Genomic DNA, 22,144 nt, shown 5'->3' with positions numbered 1-22,144 from the left:
CGCCGTGCGCGGCACGATCTAGGGGCCATCACGGAGCGCTGGAAGGCGCTCTCTCTGGCGCATGCCCGCTCTCTATGGAATTATCGGGCGGCAGGAGCGCGAAATCACGGTAGAACGCCGGTCTGACCGAAGCGGGGCCTCTGGCCCGGCGGCTTCCCGGCGTGCAAGGAGCAGGATGATGATGGCTGAGAATGCCCTGAAACTCGGAGAGCCCGGTTATGCCGGCGACGATCATGTCGTGCCGTTCCAGGTGGAGGGCCTCGATGTGCGCGGCCGCGCGGTCCAGCTCGGCCCCATGCTCGACGGCATTCTGGGCCGTCACAACTATCCGGCCCCCGTCGCGCGGCTGCTTGCCGAGGCGATTGCGCTCACCGTGCTGCTCGGCACCTCGCTGAAGTTCGAGGGCAAGTTGATCGTCCAGACCAAGGGCGACGGCCCCGTCGACCTGCTGGTCGCTGATTTCTCCGCGCCGGAGAATGTGCGCGCCTATGCCCGCTTCGACCAGGCGGCACTCGACGCCGCGATTGCCGAAGGCAGGACCGAGCCGCATGAACTGCTCGGCAAGGGCATCCTCGCCTTCACCATCGACCAGGGCGCCCATACCCAGCGCTACCAGGGCATCGTGCCGCTCGACGGTGACACGCTGGAAGAGATTGCCGGTGTCTATTTCCGCCAGTCGGAACAGATCCCGACCAAGGTGCGCCTCGGTGTCGCCGAACTGTTCGATCGCGATCAAGACGGCAAGGTGCGTCACCGCTGGCGGGCCGGCGGCATGGTCGCGCAGTTCCTGCCGCAGGCGCCGGAGCGCATGCGCCAGCCCGATCTTCCGGGCGGCGACGGCGACGAGGCCGGCCACAAGATCGCCGATGACGACAACTGGGCGGAAGCCAAGGCGATGGTCGAGACGATCGACGCCGACGAGCTGACGGATCCGAATGTCGGCACCGAACGGCTGCTGTTCCGGCTCTTCCACGAGCGCGGCGTGCGTGTGTACCAGCCGCAGCAGGTCTTGGATCGCTGCTCCTGCTCGCGCGAGAAGCTGAAGGGCGTGCTCGCAGCGCTGAGCGCCGAGGAGATCGCCCACACGACGGACGACAAGGGTGAGATTGAACTCACCTGCGAATTCTGCTCGACCACCTACCGCTTCGAGGCGGCGGAAGTTTTGCCGCAGTAAAAGGGGTGCACGTCCTTAGTTGAGGACGCGCGGCTGCCCTGGCGTATCCAGCGAGAAGGCGGGGATGGCGACGTCGAAGGCTTCGCCGTTCTCCGCTTCCATGCGGTAGCGGCCGAACATGATGCCGGACGGCGTTTCGAGCGGGCAGCCGGAGGAATATTCGTAGGTATCGCCTGGGCGCAGCACCGGTTGCTCGCCGATGACGCCCGGACCGTTGACCTCGTCGACCTGGCCGTTCTGGTCGGTGATGTGCCAGTAGCGCGTCATCAGCCGGACGACGACATCGGAATGGTTCGCGATGACCACCCGGTAACCCCAGACATAGCGGCTGTCGTCGGGATCGGACTGATCGGCCAGGTAATACGGCTCTACGGTCACTTCGATGTCGCGGGTAAGCGCACGATACATGGGCAAGCCTTGAACTGATTAGCTCCTGCTATTCTACAGGAATATGGTTTCGTCAAGGATAAGCAAAGAAAGCACCGGCCGCTTCGGCCGGTGCTTCCGCATTTGTCCGTTTCACGATGTCGAGGATCAGGCGTTGATCTTTGCAAGGGCGCGCGAAAAGTCCTCGATCAGGTCTTCGCTGTCCTCGATGCCGGCCGACAGGCGCACCGTGCCGGCGGAAATGCCGAGTTCGGCGCGTGCCTCGTCCGTCAGGTTCTTGTGCGTGGTCGTCGCCGGATGGGTGATCAGGCTCTTCGCATCACCAAGATTGTTGGAGATCTTGATCACCTCCAGCGCATCCTGCAAAGCGAAGGCCGCTTCCTTGCCGCCCTTCAGCTCGAAGCAGACCAGCGTCGAGCCGCCCGTCATCTGCTTGGCGATGATGTCGGCCTGCGGATGGTCCTTGCGGCCCGGATAGATGACCTGGGCAACCTTGTTGCTGTCGGCCAGGAAATCGGCGATGCGGCGGGCATTCTCCGTCTGCTGCTTGACGCGGAGCGGCAGCGTCTCGATGCCCTTCAGCAGCGTCCAGGCATTGAACGGCGACATGGCCGGGCCGGTATGGCGGAAATAGTCGTGCAGGTTCTCGTCGATCCACGCCTTGTCCGACAGCACCACGCCGCCGAGGCAGCGGCCCTGGCCGTCGATATGCTTGGTGGCGGAATAGACGACGACATGCGCGCCGAGTTCGAGCGGCTTCTGGAAGAGCGGTGTGGCGAACACGTTGTCGACGACGACCTTGGCGCCGATCTGGTTGGCGAGCGTCGCCACGCCCGCAATGTCGATGACTTCCAGCGTCGGGTTCGTCGGGCTTTCGAGGAAGAACACCTTGGTGTTCTTCTGGATCGCCGTTTCCCAGTTGGCGAGGTCGCGGCCGTCGATCAGCGTGCATTCGATGCCGTATTTCGGCGCGAGCGTCTCGACCACCCAGCGGCAGGAACCGAACAGCGCACGGGCGGCGACGATATGGTCGCCGGCCTTCAGCTGGCAGAGGATCGCGGCGGAAACGGCAGCCATGCCGGAGGCGGTGGCGCGCGCATCCTCCGCACCTTCCAGCAGGCACATGCGCTTTTCGAATATGTCGTTGGTGGGGCTGCCGTAGCGGGCGTAGATGAAGCCGTCCGTCTCGCCCTTGAAGCGGGCCTCGGCGGCCGCGGAGGTGTCATAGACGAACCCCTGCGTGAGGAAGATTGCCTCTGCGGTTTCGCCGTGCTGGGAGCGGGTGGTTCCGCCGTGAACGAGTTGGGTGGCCGGGCGCCAGGACTTGCTCATGTGATCGTTGCCTTCAAACAAAAAAACCGGCCGCAAAAGCAGGCCGGTTTTGAACCCGGCCTTTTTAGCTACTTGTTTTACGTGGCTGCAAGCCGGCCGGCCAAATCACCACGGGATAACTTTGCTAATACTGCGCGCCCGCGCTTGCGTCAATTGCCGGCATTTGGTTTTGTGCGGCCTTCTGACGGGACTTTATGATGATGGGTGGCTCTGCGGTGCGCAGCACAGGTATTCTGGCGGACAACGCCATTCGTGGCTTGTTCGACGGCGGCCGGCTGAAAAGCGAGGCCCCGCTCGACGACGACCAGATCCAGCCGGCAAGCCTCGACCTGCGCCTCGGCGCACGCGCCTTCCGTGTGCGCGCCAGCTTCCTGCCGGGGCCGTCCCATCTCGTCGCCGACAAGCTCGACCGCCTGCAACTGCACGTCATCGACCTATCGGTCGGCGCGGTGCTGGAGACCGGCTGCGTCTATATCGTGCCGCTGATGGAAAGCCTCGACCTGCCGGCCGAACTCGCGGCTTCCGCGAACCCGAAAAGCTCCACCGGCCGCCTCGATATCTTCACCCGCGTCATCACCGATCGCGCCCAGGAATTCGACAAGATTCCAGCCGGCTATTCCGGCCCGCTCTATCTCGAAATCTCGCCGCGCACCTTCCCGATCGTCGTGCGCCGCGGCTCTCGCCTGTCGCAGATCCGCTTCCGAAAGGGCAATGCGCTGCTCGGCGAAAGCGAGCTTGTCGCCCTGCATGGCAGCGACACGCTGGTGGCGAGCGACACGCCGAACGTCTCCGGCGGCGGCATCGCACTGTCGATCGACCTCAAGGGCACCGGCCCGGAAGGCCTCATCGGCTATCGCGGCAAGCACCACACCTCGGTCGTCGATGTCGACCGCAAGAACCAGCACGATATCTTCGATTTCTGGGAGCCGCTGTTCAGCCGCGGCCGCAACGAGCTGATCCTCGATCCCGACGAGTTCTACATCCTCGTCTCGCGCGAAGCCGTGCACGTCCCGCCGCTCTATGCCGCCGAGATGACGCCCTTCGACCCGCTCGTCGGCGAATTCCGGGTGCACTATGCCGGCTTCTTCGACCCCGGCTTCGGCCACGCGCCCGCCGGCGGCTCCGGCAGCCGCGCGGTGCTAGAGGTTCGCAGCCACGAGGTGCCCTTCATCCTGGAGCACGGCCAGATCGTCGGCCGCCTCATCTACGAGCACATGCTCGACGCCCCCGAAGGCCTCTACGGCACCGGCCTCGGCTCCAACTACCAGGCGCAAGGCCTGAAACTCTCCAAGCATTTTCGCGCGGGGTGACGGGCGGCCTTCCGCCTCGGAATTTTCCGCTTTACAAATGAAGTTAAACGTTTTTGTTGTCATGCAGACGTTTAATGAAGGCTGGACGCCCGAGCCGAGACGCGATGCAGCGACCGACGATCAAGACCATCGCGCAGGAAACGGGCCTTTCGATCGCCACCGTGTCGAAGGCGTTGAACGACAGCCCGCAGGTGCGGCCGGAAACCCGCGCCATCGTCGTCGCCGCCGCCGAGCGCGTCGGCTACCAGCTCAATATGCATGGCGTGCAGCTTCGCACCGGAAAAACCTACCAGGTCGCCGCCATCATGACGGCGCCCGGCCCCAAGCAGAACGAATGGGAAGGCGTCGAATACGCCCAGCTCTTGAGCGGCATCTCCTGGGCGCTGGAGGAAAGCCCCTATCGCGTCTCGCTTTACGCCGTGCGCAATTTCGAGGAGAGCCTCGCTACTATCCGGCAGATCGTCTCGCTGAAGAAGGCGGACGGCATCATCGTCTCCGGCACGCGGGCCGACGACCCGCGCGTGCGCATCATGCAGGCGGCGGATTTTCCCTTCGTCACCTACGGCACGACGATCCACAATGCGCCGCATGCCCATGTCGATGCCGACAACGAGCAGATGATCCGCCATTCCGTGGCGCGGCTTGTCGAACGCGGCCATCGCCGCATCGCGCTGGTCAACCCGATGGCGGAGCTGACCTATGCGATCACCCGGCTCGACGCCTATTGCCGGGCACTCGAAACGGCGGGCCTCGCCTTCGATCCGGCACTGGTCGCGCACGGTCCCCTGACGCCCGCCTTCGGCCGGCAAAACGTGCTGACCATGTCCGAGCTTTCCGACCCGCCAACCGCCTATATCTGCGCCAACGAGGCCTCGGCGCTCGGTGCCTTTTCCGGTTTCCATGCCCGCGGGCTGATGCATGGGCGCGACGCGGTCATCAACGCGACGGACGACCTGAACGTCAGCCAGTATTTTGCCCCGCCGATCACCACCTATTTCCTGCCGATCCATGAGCCGAGCGAGATGCTCGGCAGCTATATCCTGCGCCGCATGGAAGGCGAACCGCCCGAGGCGCTGCAGACACTCATCATGCCGAAGCTGATGGAGCGGTCGGACGACCGGCTTGCGAAATTATAAGCCGGCTAAAGAATGAAGTCGCTCTCCGTGAGGGTGATCGCCGCATCGAACCGGATGGAAAAATCGGCCTTGCCGTCGCCGTTCACGTCGCCAAACACATATGTGTCGCCGGCTTTGGTCTCATAGCGCAACTCGCCCGCCTTTTTGTGGAAGGCCTGGGTGCCGATGAAGGCGAAGGCCTGGTCGCCTGTGGATTTCGTGCTCGCGTCGATAACCTTCAGGTCGATCCTGTCGCCGTCCTTTGCCGAAAAATCGCCGACCGTATCGCGCCCAGTGGCAGCTAAGGTCGAATCCTTGATGGACTTGAAGACGAAGGTATCGGCGCCGGCACCACCCTTCAGCCTGTCGGCGCCTGCGCCACCCGTGAGCGTATCCTTGCCCGCGCCGCCATAGAGCCAGTCGTTGCCGGCTCGGCCGTCGATCCTGTCATTGCCGGCCAGCGCATGGATGGTGTCCGCAAGCTTCGAGCCGCGCAGCACATCGGCCTTCGCCGAAGGTTTTATATAAGCCGGATCGCCGTCATGGGTGCCGACCAGCCGGTCGAGATCCCGGTCCGGTGAGGCGAAGGGGATGAAACCGTCTTCCAGCACCATCTTGTTGAAGTCGGCGACCCGCTTGCTGCCGTTGATGTAGTCGACGACGAAGACCGGTATGCCCTTGTCCAGAAAATCCCGCTTCAGAGTGGCGATGGTCTCCTCGTCCGGGCGGAGCGGATTGTTCTCGTCCGCATCGCCGCGAAAGTAGAGGTCTTCCACCGCAATGCCGCCGATGGCATCGAGATAGGCTTTTTTGCGCGCGGTGTCGGAGCCGAGATCGTCGAGGATCCATGCGCCGTTCTGCGGGATCACGAAGAAATCCGGATTGCTTTCGCGCGCATGTGCGGTCAGGTCCACGATGAAATCGACCATGCGCTGCGCTGCCTGTTTCACGTTTGCCGGGTCGCCCACCTGCTTGTCCTTGGCGGAAACCTCCGCGCCCCAGAAATAATAGCCGTCGACAATATCGAGATAGGCCGCGTCAAAACCTGCCTTGACGATGGCATCCACTTCGCCGGTCTTCTGGTCGTTGAAGATGTTCTTCTGCCAGTCGGAATCCCAGTAGCGGACCTTCCGGCTCTCCGGCCAGTCGGGATTGACCGGTCCCAGCCAGTCCGGCGCTTCGCCGGTCAATCGTCCCGTCGCCGTGCCGGTGGTCGTCCAGTCCTTGCCCCAATAGTCGCGGAAGTCCGAGGCTTCGCCGATCGAGGTATAGGAGACGACGACGGTGCGGCCGCCCATGCCATCCTTCATGCGCGTGATCTCGTCTTGCGAAAACCGACCGGCATCGGTTCCGTTCCGCGAGGCGTCGATCACCAGCAGGTCATGGGTGGCCGAGGCGAGCAGGGCCGGATCAAGCGCATTGCCATTCAGGCCTTGCAGTTCGTAGCCCCAATTTTTGACCGAGACCGTCCCGGTGGAGGTGGTGAACTGGATCATAGGTTGTTTTGGCTCCGAACGAATCGATGAAATCCGGACGCCAATCTAGTATAGGCCACCGGGCATGTCGCGCGCTTGACACGCCGGGCGAACTGTTGAATGACTGCGTCGTCGCGCTGCCTTGCGGGTATGATGTAATGGTAGCCTGTCAGCTTCCCAAGCTGAACGCGCGGGTTCGATTCCCGCTACCCGCTCCAGCCGCCCGACACCGCTTCCCCATATTTTTCCTCCTTCACCGGCTGCACAACCGCGCGTGACGCATGCTGGCAAGATGCACATTACGCAAAATATAAACGTTTATATTTGCTATTGAAAACGTTTATATTCCTTGTTACCGTTTCTGCCAGGATGAGAAAGCCGCACGATCTGCCGTGCGCAAAAAAGTTGTCGAGCGCTTGCCGGGAGTGGCGGTCGCCGACGGTTGAGGAGGAAGAGATGAGGAAATTCGTTGTGACAATCGCGCTCGCCGTCTTTGCGGTAGGCAGCGCGCAGGCGGCCGATCTCGGTGGCAAGCTGCTGAAGGTCGGCTCCGATACCACGTCGCCGCCGATGGAAAGCATCGACCCGGCCTCCGGCCAGATCGTGGGCTTCGATGTCGACGTGGTCAACGCCATCTGCGCCAAGATCAACTGCCAGGCCGAATTCGTGACGACCGGCTGGGACGGCATTTTCGCGGCCCTCGACCAGGGCAGTTTCGACCTCGTCGCGTCCGGCGTCTCGATCACGGATGAGCGCAAGAAGGCGATGGACTTCTCCGAGCCCTACATCATCAACAGCCAGGCCGTGCTGACGCGCGCCGAAGATCAGGGCATGACGCTCGACATGTTCAAGGCCGAGGGCAAGAAACTCTCCGCCCAGGCCAACACGACGGATGCGCAGGTGGCGGAAGGTGTCGTCGGCAAGGAAAACGTCGTCGCCTATGACAGCTTCAGCGCCGCCATCATCGCGCTCAAGAACAAGGACGTCGACGGCGTGGTGATTAATGGCGCCAACGCTGCTGCCTATGAGCGCGAATTCGCCGGCGAACTCGTCGCCTCCATCAAGGATCTCGAATCCGATCCGCTCGGCCTCGTCTTCCGCAAGGGCGACGAGAATGTCGCGGCCTTCAACGAGGGCCTGACGGCAATTAAGGACGATGGCACGCTCGACCAGATCGTCGCCAAATACTGGGGCCTCAAGTAACGCTGTCGCCGGGAGCGCGCGGCGCGCACTCCCGGTTTTCCCCCGATCGTGACGCCGGAGGCGGGAATGTCGTTCGTCAGAAGCGTGAGGCCCAGCAATCTGGTAATCCTCGCCGCGCTCCCCTTCATCGTCTACCTGTTCGCCTCGTCGCCGGATTACCAGCGGTCGTTGCGCGCCATTCTGGGTGTCGAGCTCGGCTCGGGCGCCTTCGTGCCGGGTTTCCTGCTGCTGGCGATCGCCTTTTCCGCCGGCTTTGCCGTGCTCGTCCTATCGCGGGGAAAGGTGGCGCGGCCGCGCCTGACCATTGCCGCTGGCCTCGTGAGCCTGCTCGCGACGGCGGCCATCCTCGCGGGCGATCTCGTCCATCCCTTCATCGTTTCGGTCGTCGCGAACGGCGTCGATTCCTTCAAGTCCGACCTCGTCGTCAAGGGCGCGACACCGCGCCAGCTAACCGAAGCCGCGGACCTCTGGCTGCGCGGTGTGGAAGCCTGGCTCTGGCCGGCTTATGCGGTGCTGCTCCTCGCCGGCTTCGGCCTCACCTTCGCCGGCAGCCGCGCGCCGGTCCCGTCCGAGAGTCTTGCGCGCCGGGCGGGGGCCTGGATCGTCGGCCTCGTCAACGGCGCCGGGCTCGTCTTCGTCTTCCTTTTCGCCCATCTCGCTTTCGCCTCCGGGCTCGCGACGACCATCCGCGCGGCGATCGCCGCCTATATCCTCGCGGCCATTCTGGGCCTCGTCTGGGTCGGCTTGTTGAAGCTGCGGTATACGCGGCAAAGCCTCGTCTTCTTCGCTGCGATGACGCTCGCGCTGGCGGCGCTTTCCGCCTGGTTCCTGCTGCAGCCGCGCGACGGCTACGTGCTTGCCGGCACGCTGGAGGGCAAGATCGGCATTGTCACCAACACGCCGTCCGGCCTGATCGGCGCGGTGCGCTTCGGCCAGTACGAAGGCGGGCCGACGACGGAGACGCCGGTGCGCACCTTCGTCAGCCCGGCGCAGGCGATCGAGGCCGTCGGCAAAAAGGAAGACGTCAGCGGCGCGCTGCTGCCCGCCGCCGCGGTGCCGGCCGATTGGCCGCGCCTCTGGCAGGTCGAGGCGCTGAACGACCGCGATCGTGCGGCCGGCATCACGTTTGCCGTGCTGGCCATCGTGACCGGCCTCCTGACGCTTGGCGGCGTCCTGCATCGCCGCCATCCGCTGTCGATCGGCTCGGAATTCATCGTCGACACGATCCGCGGCATCCCCATGCTGGTCATCGTGCTCTATGTCGGCCTGCCGCTGTCCGGCGCGCTGAAAGATGCGACGGCGGGTGTCTTCGACCCGCCGAACCTCGTGCGCGGCATCGTCGCCATGGCGATCGCGTATTCCGCCTATCTCGCCGAGATTTTTCGCTCGGGCATCAATGCCATTCCGGCCGGCCAGGTGGAGGCGGCGGCCAGCATCGGGCTCAACCGCTGGCAGACGGCGCGGCTGATCATCCTGCCGCAGGCCTTCCGCATCGTCATTCCGCCGCTCGGCAACGAGCTGATCGCCATCCTGAAGGACACGTCGCTGCTCTCCATTCTGTCGATCCGCGACATCACGCAGCGCATGCGCGAGTTCCAGTCGGCGAGCTTCCTGCCCTTCGCGCCCTATAATTCGGCGGCGATCCTCTACATCCTGCTGACGCTCGCGGCCGCCAGCCTCATCAGCCTCATCGAGAAGAAATATGACGTCAAGCACCGGTGACGCCGGCACGGTGCTCGTCACCGGTGCCTCCCGCGGTCTCGGCCGGGCGCTTGCCGATCTCTATGCGGCGGTGGGCTTTCGCGTGATCGCCTGCACGCGGCAGGGGACGACCGACGCCTTGCCGCTCGATGTCGCGGACGCCGCCTCGATCGCGGCGCTCGGCGAGACGCTGAAGGGCGAGCCGATCGACGTCGTCATCAACAATGCCGCGGTCCGCGGCGATACCGGCGGCCTCGACACGCTGGAAACGGGCGATTTCCTGGAGGCGATGCGGATCAATGCGCTGGCGCCGCTGCTGGTCGCCCGCGCGCTTCGCTCCAATCTGCGCGCGACGCCGCGGCCGGTGCTGGTCAATATCAGTAGCCGCGCCGGCTCGCTGGCCGAGGGCACGATCGACGACGAGGACGGCGACTACGCCTACCGCTGCTCGAAGGCGGCGCTGAACATGGCGACGGTCAAGCTCGCGCAGGATTTCCGCAGCGACGGCATCGCCGTCATCGCGCTGCATCCCGGCTGGGTGCGCACGGATATGGGCGGGTCGGAGGCCGCGATCGACGTTGCCGAAAGTGCGGCGGGCCTGAAGGTGCTGATCGACGGAACGACGATGGCCGATACCGGCAGTTTCCGGGCCTATGACGGCGGACCGGTGCTTTGGTGACCAGATTGAATCGTGACGAAAGCGGCGCCCGGTTCTCCGGCGCTGTGAAGAATGAAGGACAGACCCGTGCATAAGCCGCTCCCCAAACAGAACCGCTTCGACACCAGCCGGCAGGACGCCAGCATGCTCGAGCTTGGCGTCTGCTATTATCCGGAGCAGTGGCCGCGCGAGAAATGGGACGAGGACGCGCGCCGCATGGTGGAACTGGGCCTTGCCTGGGTGCGCATCGGCGAGTTCGCGTGGTCGCATATCGAGCCGCAATCCGGCGCCTTCCAATGGGAATGGATGGACGAGGCGATCGAGGTGTTGGGCTGCGCGGGGCTCAAGGTCATTCTCGGCACGCCGACGGCGGCCCCACCGAAATGGCTGGTCGATCGTTACCCGGATATCCTGCCCGTTGATGAACGCGGCGTGGTGCGCAAGTTCGGTGCGCGCCGGCATTATTGTTTCTCCAGCCGGCGCTACCGTGTGGAGGCCGCCCGTATCGCCGAGGCGATGGTCCGCCGCTACGGTGAAAACCCCTTCGTGCACGCCTGGCAGACGGACAACGAATACGGCGACCACGACACGATCCATAGCTATTCGGACGAGGCGCTGCGGGCCTTCCGCGAATGGCTTGCTGCCCGCTACGGCACGATCGACGAGATGAACCGCGCCTGGGGCGCCGCGTTCTGGAGCATGCGGTACAACGCCTTCGATGAGGTGGACCTGCCCAACAATCTCGTTGAGGAGCCGAGCCCAACCCATCTGGTCGATTATTTCCGCTTCTCCTCCGACCAGGTTAAGAGCTTCAACAAGGCACAGGCCGATCTCGTCCGGAAGCACTCGCCCGGACGCCCAGTCACGCATAATTTCATGTCGCAGAATACCGACTTCGATCACTACAAGGTCGGCGAGGATATCGATATCGCCTCCTGGGATGTCTATCCGATGGGCGGGCTCATCAATGGGCGGCTCAGCGCCGAGGAAAAGGCCCGTTATCTGCGCGTCGGCGATCCGGACCAGACAGCCTTCAATCACGATCTCTACCGTGCGGTTGGCAGCGGTCGGGTCTGGGTGATGGAGCAGCAGCCGGGCCCAGTCAACTGGGCGTCCTACAACCAGTCGCCGGCTGATGGCATGGTGCGGCTGTGGACCTGGCTCGCCTATGCGCACGGCGTCGACATGGTCTCCTATTTCCGCTGGCGCCAGGCGCCCTTCGCACAAGAGCAGTTCCATGCCGGGCTGCTGCTGCCGAACAGCGAGGTGGACCAGGGTTATCTGGAGGTGGCGCAGGTTGCCGAGGAAATGGCGCGGCTGCCGAAGGGAGAGGTGCGGGAAAAGGCCTCGGTCGCCATCATGCTAGATTACGAGTCCCGCTTTGCCACTCGAGCCCTGCCGCAGGGACGCGGTTACGCTGCCTCTTCCATCGCGCTCGACTGGTATTCTGCCGTCGCCCGCCTCGGTGTGGATGTCGATTTCATCGGTCAGCATTCCGATCTCTCCGACTACAAGCTGGTGCTGGCGCCCGATCTCGTCATTCCCGATGCCAATTTCATTGCCCGGCTAAAGGCCTCCGGCGCCAAGGCGCTGCTCGGCCCGCGCAGCGGCAGCAAGACGCGTGACATGCACATCCCCGCGGATCTTCCGCCCGGCCCGCTGGCCGCATTGCTGGATTTCCGCGTAACGCGCGTGGAATCCCTGCCGGACTTCCACAGCGAGCAGGTGCTTTATGGCAATACCAGCCATCCGGTGACCGGCTGGCGCGAACGCATCCGCACGACCGAGCCGGTGCTGGCGACCTTCGAGGGCGAACATCGCCCGGGCTCGCCGGCGGTTATCGGCAATGAGCGCGCGCGGTATGTCGGGACGTTGCCGCGTGGCGAATTCCTGTCGAAGCTGATGGGCGATACGCTCGGTTGGGCCGACGTGAAAAACTTGTCCGACCTCGGCGACCTCAGGCTCGCCCGCCGCGGCAAGCTGCATTTCGCCTTCAACTACGGTAACGCAGTGGCCAGCGTGCCGGCCGCCGCGGACGCGACCTTCCTTGTCGGCACAAGGGAGCTTGCGCCGGTGGATGTGGCAATCTGGATGGAAGGGTGACGGCCGAACCGTTTATCCGGCTTCCGGTGCGGTCACCGTCTGCGCCGGGCGGTGAGTCGTTTTGTTCCAGAAGAACGGGTCGTTGCAGAGTTCCCTGACCGCGCGCCAGGCGGCAAATGACAGGAACAGCCAGTAGACCGGCGTCAGCGCCCAGCGCCAGCCCAGGGCGGCCTGCTCGCCGGGCGTCATTCCACCTCGCCCGAGGGCGACGAAGACAGCGTAGCTGCCGAAGATGTTGACCATGTCGATGGTGAACATGGTGAGCTCGAATGGCCCGACCGTATAGGCGGACTTGAAGAACAGCGACCACGTGATCACGCCGATATAGGCGATGATGAGTGGATGGGCGAGTGAGGAGAGGATGAGCCCGCCGATCAGCACCTGAAAGACGAAGCTCGGCCAGAGGCCCATCTCCTGCACCAGCCGCGAAGGGCGCCGCATCAGCACCAGCCAGGTTTGCAGCCAGCCCTTGAACCAGCGCGTGCGCTGGCCAAGCCAAGCGTCCCGCCCGCTCGGCGCCTCTTCATAGGTCGGCCGGGTGATCGTGCCGCAGCGATAGCCGAGCCGGTAGAGCCGCAGCCCCAGGTCGGCATCCTCGGTGACATTGTAGGGATCCCACCCGCCCACTTGCTGAAGCACGCGCGTGCGAAAATGGTTGGAGGTGCCGCCGAGCGGCATGGGCAGGCGGGCGGCCGCAAGCCGCGGCAGCAGCACCCGGAAGAGCCCGGCATATTCGAGCGCGAAGAGGGCGCTCAGCCAACTCTCCCGCACATTGGTGACGACGAGCGGCGCTTGCAGACAGACTATCTCCCGAGGACCGCTCTCGAAGGTGCGCCAGGCTTCTTCAAGCTGGAGGGGATCGATCCGATCCTCCGCGTCGTAGATCACCAGATATTCGCCGCGCGCGGCACCCAGCGCATAGGAGAGCGCCTTGGGCTTGGTGCGCGGCCGGCCGGGCGGCACCGCGACCACCTCATATTGCCGGCCGAGCGGTATGGCGGCCAGCGCGTCGAGCGTCTCCTGGTCGTCGGCCTCGCAGATCAGCTTGATGTCGAGGCAGGCGACCGGCCATTCGATCTTGTTCAGGGTCTCGATGAGCTGCGGCACGACCGCCGCCGCCCGGTAGAGCGCGACGAAGACGGAATAGACCGGGCGCGGTCGGGCAGGGGGACGGGCCAGAGCTCGTCCTGCCTCCCGCTTTTTGGCGACAAGCGCCACGAGACGGACCAGGAAGGTGGCGAAGAAAAGCAGGGTCGTCACGATGTGCAGGAGGATCAGGGCGAGCTTGGGCGCAGCTGTGGCGAGCGAGAGCAGGAGCGCCAACACGATGCCGGTGTAAAACCCTTGCCGCCCCCAGAGCGTGATGCGGGCGCTTGCCTCCGGCATCGTGGCAAAAAGCTGGTCCACCGTGTCGCGCACCCGCCGGTTGCAGCCAGCCTGCCAGAGGGCGGCCCGCAAGGCCGAGGGCGTGGTCGCGGCCATCATCGTGCGCAGGGCCGGCGCATGGGCAAGCCGCTCGGTGAGATAGCCCAGCCGCTCGGCGCTCGGAACGATCGCCGTCGTTGGCGCGCGGGTAGGATGGCGAAGCCGCACAACGGTGGGCTCGACGAGCTGCGTATCCACGCCGGGAAGGTCTTCGAGCTGGGTCGGGTCGATACGGGTGAGAAAGGGAAGATGCAGGATTTCGGCAAGCGCCTCGTAATAGATCTCTTCCGACACTGCACCGCTCGCCAGCAGTTCCGATTCCAGCGTCGTTCCGTGCTGGCTGGCGCGCACCAGCATGGTCGAGATCAGCGTCTTCGACAGGCCGAGCCGACGGAAGAACCGGGCTTCCGTCATCAGGCGCGGTGGGATGTGTTCCTCGCAGGGTGGGCCGCATGGCCTCGGCAGGATGCCGATTGCGGTGGCGAAAGCGATATCGTCAGGATATTCTGCCAGTCGCATGCAGCTATCGCTCCCGTTTATCGGTGCTACCCTTTTTTAACCCTAAGTTGATTGTAATGAGACATAGCGAAATTTCACCTCTCAAAATCTATGGGTTTTTTGCGCTTTGCCTGGTGATGGCGGTGATGATGCCGCGGGCCGCTGCGGCGCAGGAGCGCTCGGCGGTCGATCTGCCTATCCTGTTCGATACGCGCGAGCGCATCGCGCGGCCGGATCTCTCGGGCATCGTGCGCCTGCGGTTCCTGACCACGGTCGATTTTCCGCCGTTCAATTTCATCGACCAGACCGGCAAGCTCGCCGGATTTCATGTCGATCTGGTGCGCGAGATCTGTCGGGAATTGGCGCTGACGGAGAAGTGCCAGATCCAGGCGGTGACCTTCCCGGAGCTCGAAAAAGCGCTGGTTGACGGCAATGGCGAGGCGGTCGCCGCGGGTGTTGCCGTCACCGCCGATCTGCGCAAGCGCTTTCTCTTCTCACGCCCCTTCATGCGCCTACCGGCCCGCTTCGCCGTGACGAAGAAGGCGCCGCCCGCAGGCGAGACCGCGGCGGCCCTCGATGGCAAGCGTGTTGGGGTCGTTGCGGCCAGCGCACACGAGGCGATGCTGAAGGCGTTTTTCCCGCGCCTGAAAGCGGAAGTCTTTCCCGATCGCACGGCCCTGCTCGCAAGTCTCAAGGACGGCAAAGTCGACGCCGTTTTCGGCGACGGCATGCAGCTCGCATTCTGGACGAACGGCACGGAATCCGCCGGCTGCTGCCGCCTGTTCGACGGGCCTTACGTGTCGGAGCAGTTCCTCGGCGAAGGCCTGACGATCATGTTCCGCAAGGAGGACACGGCGATCGCCGGCGCCATCGACCATGCGCTCTTGGCGCTGTCGCGCAACGGCCGTCTGCAGGAGATCTACCTGCGTTATTTCCCGGTCAATCTCTACGGCGGTTAAGAGCAATCCCAGCAAAAGTGTATAGCGGTTTTGCGTTGGGAATTGCGGAGACACTTTAAGGACCGGCGTCCTATTGGCTCGCCCAGATGATGCGGGCGATCCAGTCGACCTCGTCCATGTCGAAATTGCGGTTCGGGTGCTCGGGATTGAGCGAGACGAGCTCGATCGTGCGCGGGCTCTGGCGGTGCAGCACCTTGGCCATGACCTCGCCTTCGCGGGTCTTCACCACGACCCGGTCGCCGCGGCGCACCTGCGCGCCGGGCTCGACGATCAGCACGTCACCGTCGCGGTAGAGCGGCATCATGCTGTCGCCCTGCACCTCCAGCGCATAGACGCCGGCCTTGCGTTCCGGCCCGGCGGGGAATTCGACCACGTCCCAGCCCTGGCCGGCGGGAAAGCCGCCATCGTCGAAAAAGCCGCCGGCGCCCGCCTGCGCGAAGCCGAGCAGCGGGATGGTGCCCGTCTGTGGCGGAAAAGCGCCCTGCGGTAGCGCGATATCGCGCGTGACGTCTGAGATCGTGAAGAACTCGTCGATCGAGGCGCCGGTCGCGTCGAGCACCTTGGCGATCGATTCCGTCGAGGGCCAGCGCTGGCGGCCGTCCACACCCTGTCGCTTCGATTTGTTGAAGGACGTGGGATCGAGCCCGGCGCGGCGGGCAAGGCCGGACGGGGAGAGCCGGTTGCGCTCGGCGAGGGCGTCGATTGCCGCCCAGATCCGGTCGTGGGAGAACATGCTGAGAAACCCTGCCAAGGCGGCGGACCGGCACGCGCCGGTCCGATTACCCGGAAGCATAGCGAAGGACGTTTTCCGAGTAAAGAAAAAAGGATTATTTTCCTGTTTCATTTCCGGACGATTTTTCGGCCGCCCGCCGCCGCGCCACCACGCTTTCGCGCCAGATGGTGAAGATGCCCGCACCCACCACGATGGCCGAGCCGACGACCATGTTGAGGTTCAGCGTCTCTCCGAAGACGGTGACGCCGACGATCGCCGCCAGCACGACCTGGAGATAGGTGAGCGGCTGCACGGCCGCAGCATCGAGCAGGTCATAGGCGCGGATCAGGAAATAGTGGCTCGACATGCCGGTGATGCAGACGATGCCCATCCAGACCCAGTCGACGGGAGCGAGATTGGTCCAGTAGAACGGGCCGATCAGCGAGATCGCCACGGCACCTGCGACGCCGATATAGAAGAAGCTTGTCGAAGCGCTGTCTTCGCGGCTGGCGAGGCGGGTCGCGATGACATAGATCGCGAACATCAGCGCCGAGAGGAGCGGCAGCAGCACGGTGAGGTCGAAGGCGACGCCGCCCGGATTGACGATGATCAGCACGCCGCAAAGGCCGACGCCGATCGCCGTCCAGCGCCGCCAGCCGACGCGCTCGCCGAGCAGCGGCATCGAAAGCAGCGCCACGAAGATCGGCCCGGAGGCCAAGATCGCCTGCGAGCGGGCGAGGCCGACGGTCGTAAAGGCGGTGATGGTGACGACGATCTGGAATGCGAGGATGGCGCCCCGCATGATCTGCAAAACCGGCCGTTTCGTCGCCGCTGCCGCCCGCAACCCGCCCGGGCTGCGCGCCCCGAGCACGATGGCGAAGGCCGCGAACGCCCAGAAGCGTATCATCGCGATGAAGACCGGCGGATAGACGCTGCCGAGATGTTTCGAGATGGAGTCCTGCAGGCTGAAAATCAGGATGGCGAGCAGGGTGAAGACATAGCCGAGTCGTTTGGAGTCCATGGTCCCGCGCATATACCCGTCACGCCCCGCTTGCACGCTGAAATTTGGCGCCCGTCTGACTTTTCGCGGCGGGTCGTTGCAGGCGCGCGGCGCGGTGGGAAAAATTTCCTTCAACCCGCGATTTTCAGCCACTTTCGCTGCAACGAACGGCGCGCTATCAAGGATTGCGCGGCTTCGTCGCGTTTTCGAGGTCCATCCCGTGCACAAGACCGTCACTTCCGGCATTTTGCTGACGTCCTTCGCCTATTTCCTGTTTTCTGTGCAGGATGCGTCGGTCAAATGGCTCGTCGCGGCGCTGCCGGTTTGGCAGATCCTTTTCGTGCGCAGCGTCACGATCTTCTCGCTCTGTCTTGCCTGGGGCGGTCGCCCGCTTCTGCGCAGCGCGCGCTATTCGCCGGTGCTGAAGCCACTCTTTTTGCGCAACCTGCTGCTCCTCGCCGCCTGGCTTTCCTACTACACCGCCGCGCGCGACCTCGGGCTCGCCGAGCTGACGACGCTCTACTATGCCTCGCCGATCGTCATGACGATCCTCTCGGTGCCGATCCTCGGCGAGAAGGTGCCGGGCTATCGCTGGCTTGCGGTGGCGACCGGCTTTGTCGGCGTGGTCATTGCCTGCGGCGTGGCGGTCAAGGGGCTCGAGCTGTCGCTGCCCGTGTATCTCGCCTTGCAGGCCGCCATCTTCTGGGCGATCGCGACGGTCCTGCTGCGCAAAACAGCGCTGCACGAGCGCACGCCGGTGCAGATGACCATATCGAGCGGCTTCTTCGTGTTCTACACGGCCCTTGCCATGCCCTTCGTCTGGCAATCGGTCTCGGCGACCGATCTTGCGCTGATGGCAGGCACCGGCGTGGTGGCCGGCATCGGCCAGTTCGCGATGTTCGAGGGCATGCGCCGGGCGCCCGTCTCGGTGCTCGCCCCCTTCGAATATTCCTCGCTCGTCTGGGCCTTTGTGCTCGGTTATCTCATCTGGAGCGACGTGCCCGGCTCGAACGTTTTCGCCGGCGCCGTGCTGATCATTTCGGCCGGCATGATCATCATTGCCAGCGAACGCTTCGCCGGACGTTTCCGGGAACGTGTTTGAGCTGTTAAGTCGCGAAACAACCAAAAGATTCCCCTTGTACTTGGCGCCAGTCAGTTGCATGCAGGCCCTATAACGATATTGTCGCCGTCCTGTGGACGGCTCTAACCGGGGGGTGGAATGCCGATATCGAACGCCGCATTCGTGCGCTCGACGATTATCCTGCTCATCGCAGGCATGATTGCTTTGCTCGGCATCGTGGGCACGTCGCTTTTGCTCGGCAGCAAGGTGCAGGCCTATTTTGCCGAACTGATCGAAATCCGCGCGACGCGCAGCGCCGCCGCCGACCTTCTGTCCACCCTCAAGGACGCCGAAACCGGCCAGCGCGGCTTCGTCATCACGGGGGAAGCGGGTTTTCGCGCACCCTATGACGATGCGCTGAAAGCCGTTTCCGAGCGGCAGAAGTCGTTGGCGGAAAAGGCTGCGCGTTTCCCCGAATATGCTGCACGCATTCCCACAATCGATCGCCTCATCGCCGACAAGCTCGGCGAGCTTGCCGATACGGTGACGGCCATCCAGGAAGGTCGGTCGGCGGATGCCGTAGCCCAGGTCAAGACGGATCGCGGCCGCATCCTGATGGACCAGCTTCGCGACCAGCTCGGCAATATCATGGACGATGCCGACCGCCGCCTTCAGGAGGGCGTGGTCGATATGCTGTGGTCGGCCGGTGCGCTGCGGTGGACGACGATCATCGGTGCCATCGCCATCATCGGCGTCATGGGGGGCGCGGCCACGGTCGTTGCGCAATATACCCGCGACATCGTCGTTGCCCGGCGTGAAGTGGAGACGCTGAACGCCACGCTGGAAAGGCGTGTCGACGAGCGTACGGAAGAACTGATCCGCGCCAACCAGGAAGTCCAACGCTTCGCCTATATCGTCACGCACGACCTGCGCGCCCCGCTCGTCAACATCATGGGTTTCACCAGCGAGCTCCAGGCTTCGCTGTCCTCCATCCAGAACTACGTGCTCGCCGACGGCAAGGCGCCGAGCGAGGCCGACATCCTCGAAGCCCGCCGGGCGGCCTCCGAAGACCTGCCGGAAGCGATTGGCTTCATCCGTTCCTCCACCAAGAAGATGGACGGGTTGATCAACGCCATCCTGAAGATCTCGCGTGACGGCCGGCGGGAACTGCGGATCGAGCGGGTGGACCTGAAGGCCTTGGTCGAAGGGGGGGCTGCCGCGGTCAACCACCAGGTCAGCGAATCCGACGGCGAGGTGACCATCGACGGCAATCTGCCAACCGTCATTTCAGACCGGCTGTCGCTGGAACAGGTGTTCGGCAACCTGTTCGACAATGCCATCAAGTACCAGTCGCCCGGCCGGCCGCTGCGCGTTTCCGTCAGCGCGCGCAATGGCGGCCGCGCCGGCTTCGTCATCGAATTCACCGACAACGGCCGCGGCATCGCGCCGGAAGACCACGAGCGGGTCTTCGAGCTGTTCCGCCGCTCCGGCACCCAGGACAAACCCGGCGAAGGCATCGGCCTTGCCCATGTGCGTTCACTGATGCGCAATCTTGGCGGTGATATCGTCATCCGATCGGAACTCGGGCAGGGGACCACCTTCGTGCTGCGTCTGCCGCCCGATCTCAGCAAAGTAGTCAGGAGTATGCAGGCATGAACGGATTGGGCAAGGAAGTCACCATCGTCATGATCGAGGACGACGAGGGCCATGCGCGCCTCATCGAGAAGAACATTCGCCGCGCCGGCGTGCACAACGAGGTCGTGCCGTTCACGAACGGCACCGAAGCGCTCGATTTCGTGCTGGGCAAGGATCGCTCGGGCCTCGCCAGCGCCGGCCGGTTCCTGCTGATCCTGCTCGATCTCAACCTGCCGGACATGTCGGGCATCGACATCCTCCAGAAGATCAAGACCAACACCCATACCAAGCGCCTGCCGGTCGTCATCCTCACGACGACGGACGACGAGCGGGAAATCCAGCGCTGCTACGATCTCGGCGCCAATGTCTACATTACCAAGCCGGTCGAGTATGAGAGCTTCGCGCATGCGATCCGCCAGCTCGGCCTGTTCTTCTCCGTCATCCAGATCCCCGAGACGCAGTAAATGAAGGAAGGTCCTGTCCGCATCCTCTATATCGACGACGATCCGATCCTCGCGCGGCTTGCCGAGCGGGCGCTTGGTCGTCTCGGTTATACAGTGCTGCATGCGGAGGACCTGGAGCGCGGCCGCGAGCTTCTCGCCGAAGGCGAGATCGATGCCGTCGTGCTCGATCACTTCCTGAAGGCGGGCACGGGCCTGTCCTTCCTGAAGGAGCTTGCGGATGCGCCGGGTGCGGTGCCGGTCGTCTATGTGACGGGGTCGAACGACGCCCAGGTCGCCGTCGAGGCGCTGAAGGCGGGTGCTGCGGACTATGTGATCAAGTCGGTCGGCGACGATTTCATCCCGCTGCTGGCCAATGCACTGGGCCAGGCGCTGGAAAATGCCGAGCTGAAGCGGGCGAAACTCAAGGCCGAGCTGGAGATCCGCCTCGCCAAGGAGCGCGCCGAAGTACTGCTCGCCGAGGTCAACCACCGCGTCGGCAATTCGTTGGCGCTCGCCGCGGCCCTTATCCGGCTACAGATGTCGAGCGCCTCCGACGAGGCCGTCAGGCAGGCGCTTTCCGAGACGCAGGCCCGCATCACCGCCATCGCCGGCATCCACCGCCGGCTCTATACGTCGGAAGACGTTCGCCATGTCGATATGGGCGCCTATCTCTCGACGCTGCTGTCCGAGCTCGACACGTCCATGCAGGGCCATGGCCGTAATGTCCGCCTCAACCGCATGCTGGAGCCGCTGCACGTGCCCACCGACCGTGCCGTCTCGCTCGGCGTCATCGTCACGGAACTCGTCACCAACGCCTTCAAATATGCCTATGGTGAGGCGGGCGGCGAGGTGCGCGTCGGCTTCACCCGCCTCGATCCGGAAAATGCACTTCTTTTCGTCGAGGACGACGGCATCGGCTGGCGCGGCGAAGGCCCGGTGCGTGGCACCGGCCTCGGCTCCAAGATCATCGGCGCCATGGCCTCCAGCCTCGGCGCCAAACTCGCCTATGCCACCCGCCCGGTGGGCACGCGCGCGGAGCTGCTGGTGCAGATGGCCGAGGCCCCGCGCCCGGCGTGATCCACACGGCAAAAGACCCGGATGCAGGGGAACATCCGGGCCTTTGGGGAGGTCAGCGGTAGTGATGCTTACTTGCAGATCTTGATCTTCTTGACGATCAGGTTGCCGTAGTAGTCGTAGGAGTGGATCTTCTTGACGAAGCAATGCGGCTTGTAGCCGTAGCTGTAGTAGCCGGCCTGCGACGGGGCGGCGAAGGAAACAGCGGCGACGAGGGCGACGGTGGCGGAAACGATGATCTTGCGCATGGGGGTCTCTCCTGATCTCTGAGGGATGAGCCTCTCTCATCCAGTGACCAGACTTTCCCACATCGCCCCGCCGTCCGCTGTTCCGGATGGAACAGGCTCTCACCGTTGACGGTTTGCGCCCGCGACCTAGCTAGAAGGCTTTCATCGTCAAGGGAGCTTCGGGCATGGAAACGCAGGAACTCTATCGCGGTCGCCTCATCGACCATATCCAGCTCGTGGTGCGCGACCTGTCGGCAAGCCGTCGGTTCTACGAAGCCATCTTCGATGCGCTGAAAATTCCAATCGGCGGCGTCGGGGAGGATTTTTTCTGGGTGGACGAATTCGTCGTCTCGAGCATCGACAGCGAGGCGGCAGCGGGCAAGCTGACCGGCCGCCACCATGTCGCCTTCCAGGCGTCCGACAACGCCATGGTCGAGGCCTTCCACCAGGCCGGCCTCGACGCCGGCGGCAAGGACAATGGCGCCCCCGGCCTACGGCCCTATCACCCCGGCTATTACGCCGCCTTCCTCATCGATCCCGACGGCAACAATATCGAGGCCGTGTATCACGGCGAGGCGCAGCGCAGCGCCCCTTCGATCAAGATCACCTTCTAGGGCGCCGCGCTTCTGCTTCGATCGGGTCAGTCCCGCGTC

20 protein-coding genes, 1 tRNA gene and 1 riboswitch are annotated in these 22,144 nt (G+C 64.1%); of the genes, 14 read left to right on the top strand and 7 right to left on the bottom strand.

The genetic code is table 11. The features are described 5' to 3' along the window. The first annotated feature begins 181 nt into the window (after window positions 1-181). Complete coding sequence (locus AC1Q6Z_RS14930) at window positions 182-1,174, top strand: Hsp33 family molecular chaperone (RefSeq protein WP_492648402.1); 993 nt, start codon at window positions 182-184, stop codon at window positions 1,172-1,174. A gap of 15 nt (window positions 1,175-1,189) precedes the next feature. Here AC1Q6Z_RS14930 and apaG read toward each other — a convergent pair whose 3' ends face one another. Both apaG and AC1Q6Z_RS14920 read right to left on the bottom strand, forming a co-directional pair. Continuing rightward, entirely contained in the window at window positions 1,190-1,582 is a 393-nt protein-coding gene (apaG, locus tag AC1Q6Z_RS14925; protein WP_256117977.1) for a Co2+/Mg2+ efflux protein ApaG, read from the bottom strand. A 126-nt stretch (window positions 1,583-1,708) separates the two neighbouring features. Further along, window positions 1,709-2,893: an O-succinylhomoserine sulfhydrylase gene (locus tag AC1Q6Z_RS14920; RefSeq protein ID WP_492648401.1), complete on the bottom strand. Its 1,185-nt coding sequence runs from the start codon at window positions 2,891-2,893 to the stop codon at window positions 1,709-1,711. 43 nt (window positions 2,894-2,936) lie between these two features. Beyond that, window positions 2,937-3,015: riboswitch (SAM riboswitch) on the bottom strand. A gap of 78 nt (window positions 3,016-3,093) precedes the next feature. Here AC1Q6Z_RS14920 and AC1Q6Z_RS14915 point away from each other — a divergent pair. Both AC1Q6Z_RS14915 and AC1Q6Z_RS14910 read left to right on the top strand, forming a co-directional pair. Continuing rightward, window positions 3,094-4,203: a 2'-deoxycytidine 5'-triphosphate deaminase gene (locus AC1Q6Z_RS14915; RefSeq protein ID WP_492648616.1), complete on the top strand. Its 1,110-nt coding sequence runs from the start codon at window positions 3,094-3,096 to the stop codon at window positions 4,201-4,203. A gap of 104 nt (window positions 4,204-4,307) precedes the next feature. Next, window positions 4,308-5,339, top strand: coding sequence for a LacI family DNA-binding transcriptional regulator (locus tag AC1Q6Z_RS14910; RefSeq protein ID WP_492648400.1), 1,032 nt, complete (start codon window positions 4,308-4,310; stop codon window positions 5,337-5,339). 5 nt (window positions 5,340-5,344) lie between these two features. On the opposite strand, the gene AC1Q6Z_RS14905 is transcribed toward AC1Q6Z_RS14910, so the two are convergent. Beyond that, window positions 5,345-6,814, bottom strand: a complete 1,470-nt coding sequence (locus AC1Q6Z_RS14905) for an endo alpha-1,4 polygalactosaminidase (RefSeq protein ID WP_492648399.1) — start codon at window positions 6,812-6,814, stop codon at window positions 5,345-5,347. A gap of 123 nt (window positions 6,815-6,937) precedes the next feature. Here AC1Q6Z_RS14905 and AC1Q6Z_RS14900 point away from each other — a divergent pair. The 5 genes from AC1Q6Z_RS14900 to AC1Q6Z_RS14880 all read left to right on the top strand — a co-directional run bounded on the left by AC1Q6Z_RS14900 (window position 6,938) and on the right by AC1Q6Z_RS14880 (window position 12,458). After that, a tRNA-Gly gene (locus tag AC1Q6Z_RS14900) sits at window positions 6,938-7,011 on the top strand. Between the two features lie 238 nt (window positions 7,012-7,249). Next, window positions 7,250-7,996 carry a transporter substrate-binding domain-containing protein gene (locus AC1Q6Z_RS14895; protein WP_439614935.1) on the top strand — a complete coding sequence of 249 codons (747 nt, stop codon included), beginning with the start codon at window positions 7,250-7,252 and terminating at the stop codon, window positions 7,994-7,996. 66 nt (window positions 7,997-8,062) lie between these two features. Next, window positions 8,063-9,718 (top strand): amino acid ABC transporter permease, encoded by a 1,656-nt coding sequence (locus tag AC1Q6Z_RS14890; protein ID WP_492648398.1) that lies wholly within the window; start codon window positions 8,063-8,065, stop codon window positions 9,716-9,718. 10 nt (window positions 9,719-9,728) lie between these two features. After that, window positions 9,729-10,376 (top strand): SDR family oxidoreductase, encoded by a 648-nt coding sequence (locus AC1Q6Z_RS14885; protein ID WP_369431671.1) that lies wholly within the window; start codon window positions 9,729-9,731, stop codon window positions 10,374-10,376. A gap of 66 nt (window positions 10,377-10,442) precedes the next feature. Then, window positions 10,443-12,458, top strand: coding sequence for a beta-galactosidase (locus AC1Q6Z_RS14880; RefSeq protein ID WP_492648397.1), 2,016 nt, complete (start codon window positions 10,443-10,445; stop codon window positions 12,456-12,458). 12 nt (window positions 12,459-12,470) lie between these two features. On the opposite strand, the gene AC1Q6Z_RS14875 is transcribed toward AC1Q6Z_RS14880, so the two are convergent. Further along, the gene (locus tag AC1Q6Z_RS14875; protein WP_492648396.1) at window positions 12,471-14,402 is read right to left on the bottom strand and encodes a glycosyltransferase family 2 protein; all 1,932 of its coding nucleotides are present in this window, start codon (window positions 14,400-14,402) and stop codon (window positions 12,471-12,473) included. 56 nt (window positions 14,403-14,458) lie between these two features. On the opposite strand from AC1Q6Z_RS14875, the gene AC1Q6Z_RS14870 reads away from it, so the two are divergent. Next, window positions 14,459-15,340 carry a transporter substrate-binding domain-containing protein gene (locus AC1Q6Z_RS14870; RefSeq protein ID WP_435266619.1) on the top strand — a complete coding sequence of 294 codons (882 nt, stop codon included), beginning with the start codon at window positions 14,459-14,461 and terminating at the stop codon, window positions 15,338-15,340. A 70-nt stretch (window positions 15,341-15,410) separates the two neighbouring features. Here the strand turns inward: AC1Q6Z_RS14870 and AC1Q6Z_RS14865 are convergent, their stop codons facing one another. Continuing rightward, window positions 15,411-16,073, bottom strand: a complete 663-nt coding sequence (locus AC1Q6Z_RS14865) for a S24 family peptidase (protein WP_256117968.1) — start codon at window positions 16,071-16,073, stop codon at window positions 15,411-15,413. A gap of 94 nt (window positions 16,074-16,167) precedes the next feature. Beyond that, window positions 16,168-17,073, bottom strand: a complete 906-nt coding sequence (locus AC1Q6Z_RS14860; RefSeq protein ID WP_492648395.1) for a DMT family transporter — start codon at window positions 17,071-17,073, stop codon at window positions 16,168-16,170. Window positions 17,074-17,272: 199 nt separating this feature from the next. Here AC1Q6Z_RS14860 and AC1Q6Z_RS14855 point away from each other — a divergent pair, with 199 nt between their 5' ends. From AC1Q6Z_RS14855 to AC1Q6Z_RS14840, 4 genes are all read left to right on the top strand, one after another. Continuing rightward, window positions 17,273-18,154 carry a DMT family transporter gene (locus AC1Q6Z_RS14855; protein WP_439614939.1) on the top strand — a complete coding sequence of 294 codons (882 nt, stop codon included), beginning with the start codon at window positions 17,273-17,275 and terminating at the stop codon, window positions 18,152-18,154. 117 nt (window positions 18,155-18,271) lie between these two features. Continuing rightward, entirely contained in the window at window positions 18,272-19,768 is a 1,497-nt protein-coding gene (locus tag AC1Q6Z_RS14850) for a sensor histidine kinase (protein WP_492648394.1), read from the top strand. Further along, window positions 19,765-20,211, top strand: a complete 447-nt coding sequence (locus AC1Q6Z_RS14845; RefSeq protein ID WP_069060116.1) for a response regulator — start codon at window positions 19,765-19,767, stop codon at window positions 20,209-20,211. The genes AC1Q6Z_RS14850 and AC1Q6Z_RS14845 overlap by 4 nt, the downstream gene beginning before the upstream one ends. After that, on the top strand, window positions 20,212-21,267 hold the full coding sequence (locus AC1Q6Z_RS14840; RefSeq protein WP_492648393.1) for a sensor histidine kinase: 1,056 nt from the start codon (window positions 20,212-20,214) through the stop codon (window positions 21,265-21,267). It abuts the gene before it with no gap. A 68-nt stretch (window positions 21,268-21,335) separates the two neighbouring features. On the opposite strand, the gene AC1Q6Z_RS14835 is transcribed toward AC1Q6Z_RS14840, so the two are convergent. Further along, window positions 21,336-21,512: a hypothetical protein gene (locus tag AC1Q6Z_RS14835; protein WP_256117961.1), complete on the bottom strand. Its 177-nt coding sequence runs from the start codon at window positions 21,510-21,512 to the stop codon at window positions 21,336-21,338. 164 nt (window positions 21,513-21,676) lie between these two features. On the opposite strand from AC1Q6Z_RS14835, the gene AC1Q6Z_RS14830 reads away from it, so the two are divergent. Further along, window positions 21,677-22,105 (top strand): VOC family protein, encoded by a 429-nt coding sequence (locus AC1Q6Z_RS14830; protein WP_492648392.1) that lies wholly within the window; start codon window positions 21,677-21,679, stop codon window positions 22,103-22,105. Window positions 22,106-22,144: the final 39 nt, after the last annotated feature.

The sequence above is a fragment of the Shinella sp. GW835-FHT14H05 genome, assembly GCF_058793575.1.
The sequence above is the reverse complement of the archived record's forward strand: the minus strand, read 5'-3'. Positions and strand labels throughout refer to the sequence as shown.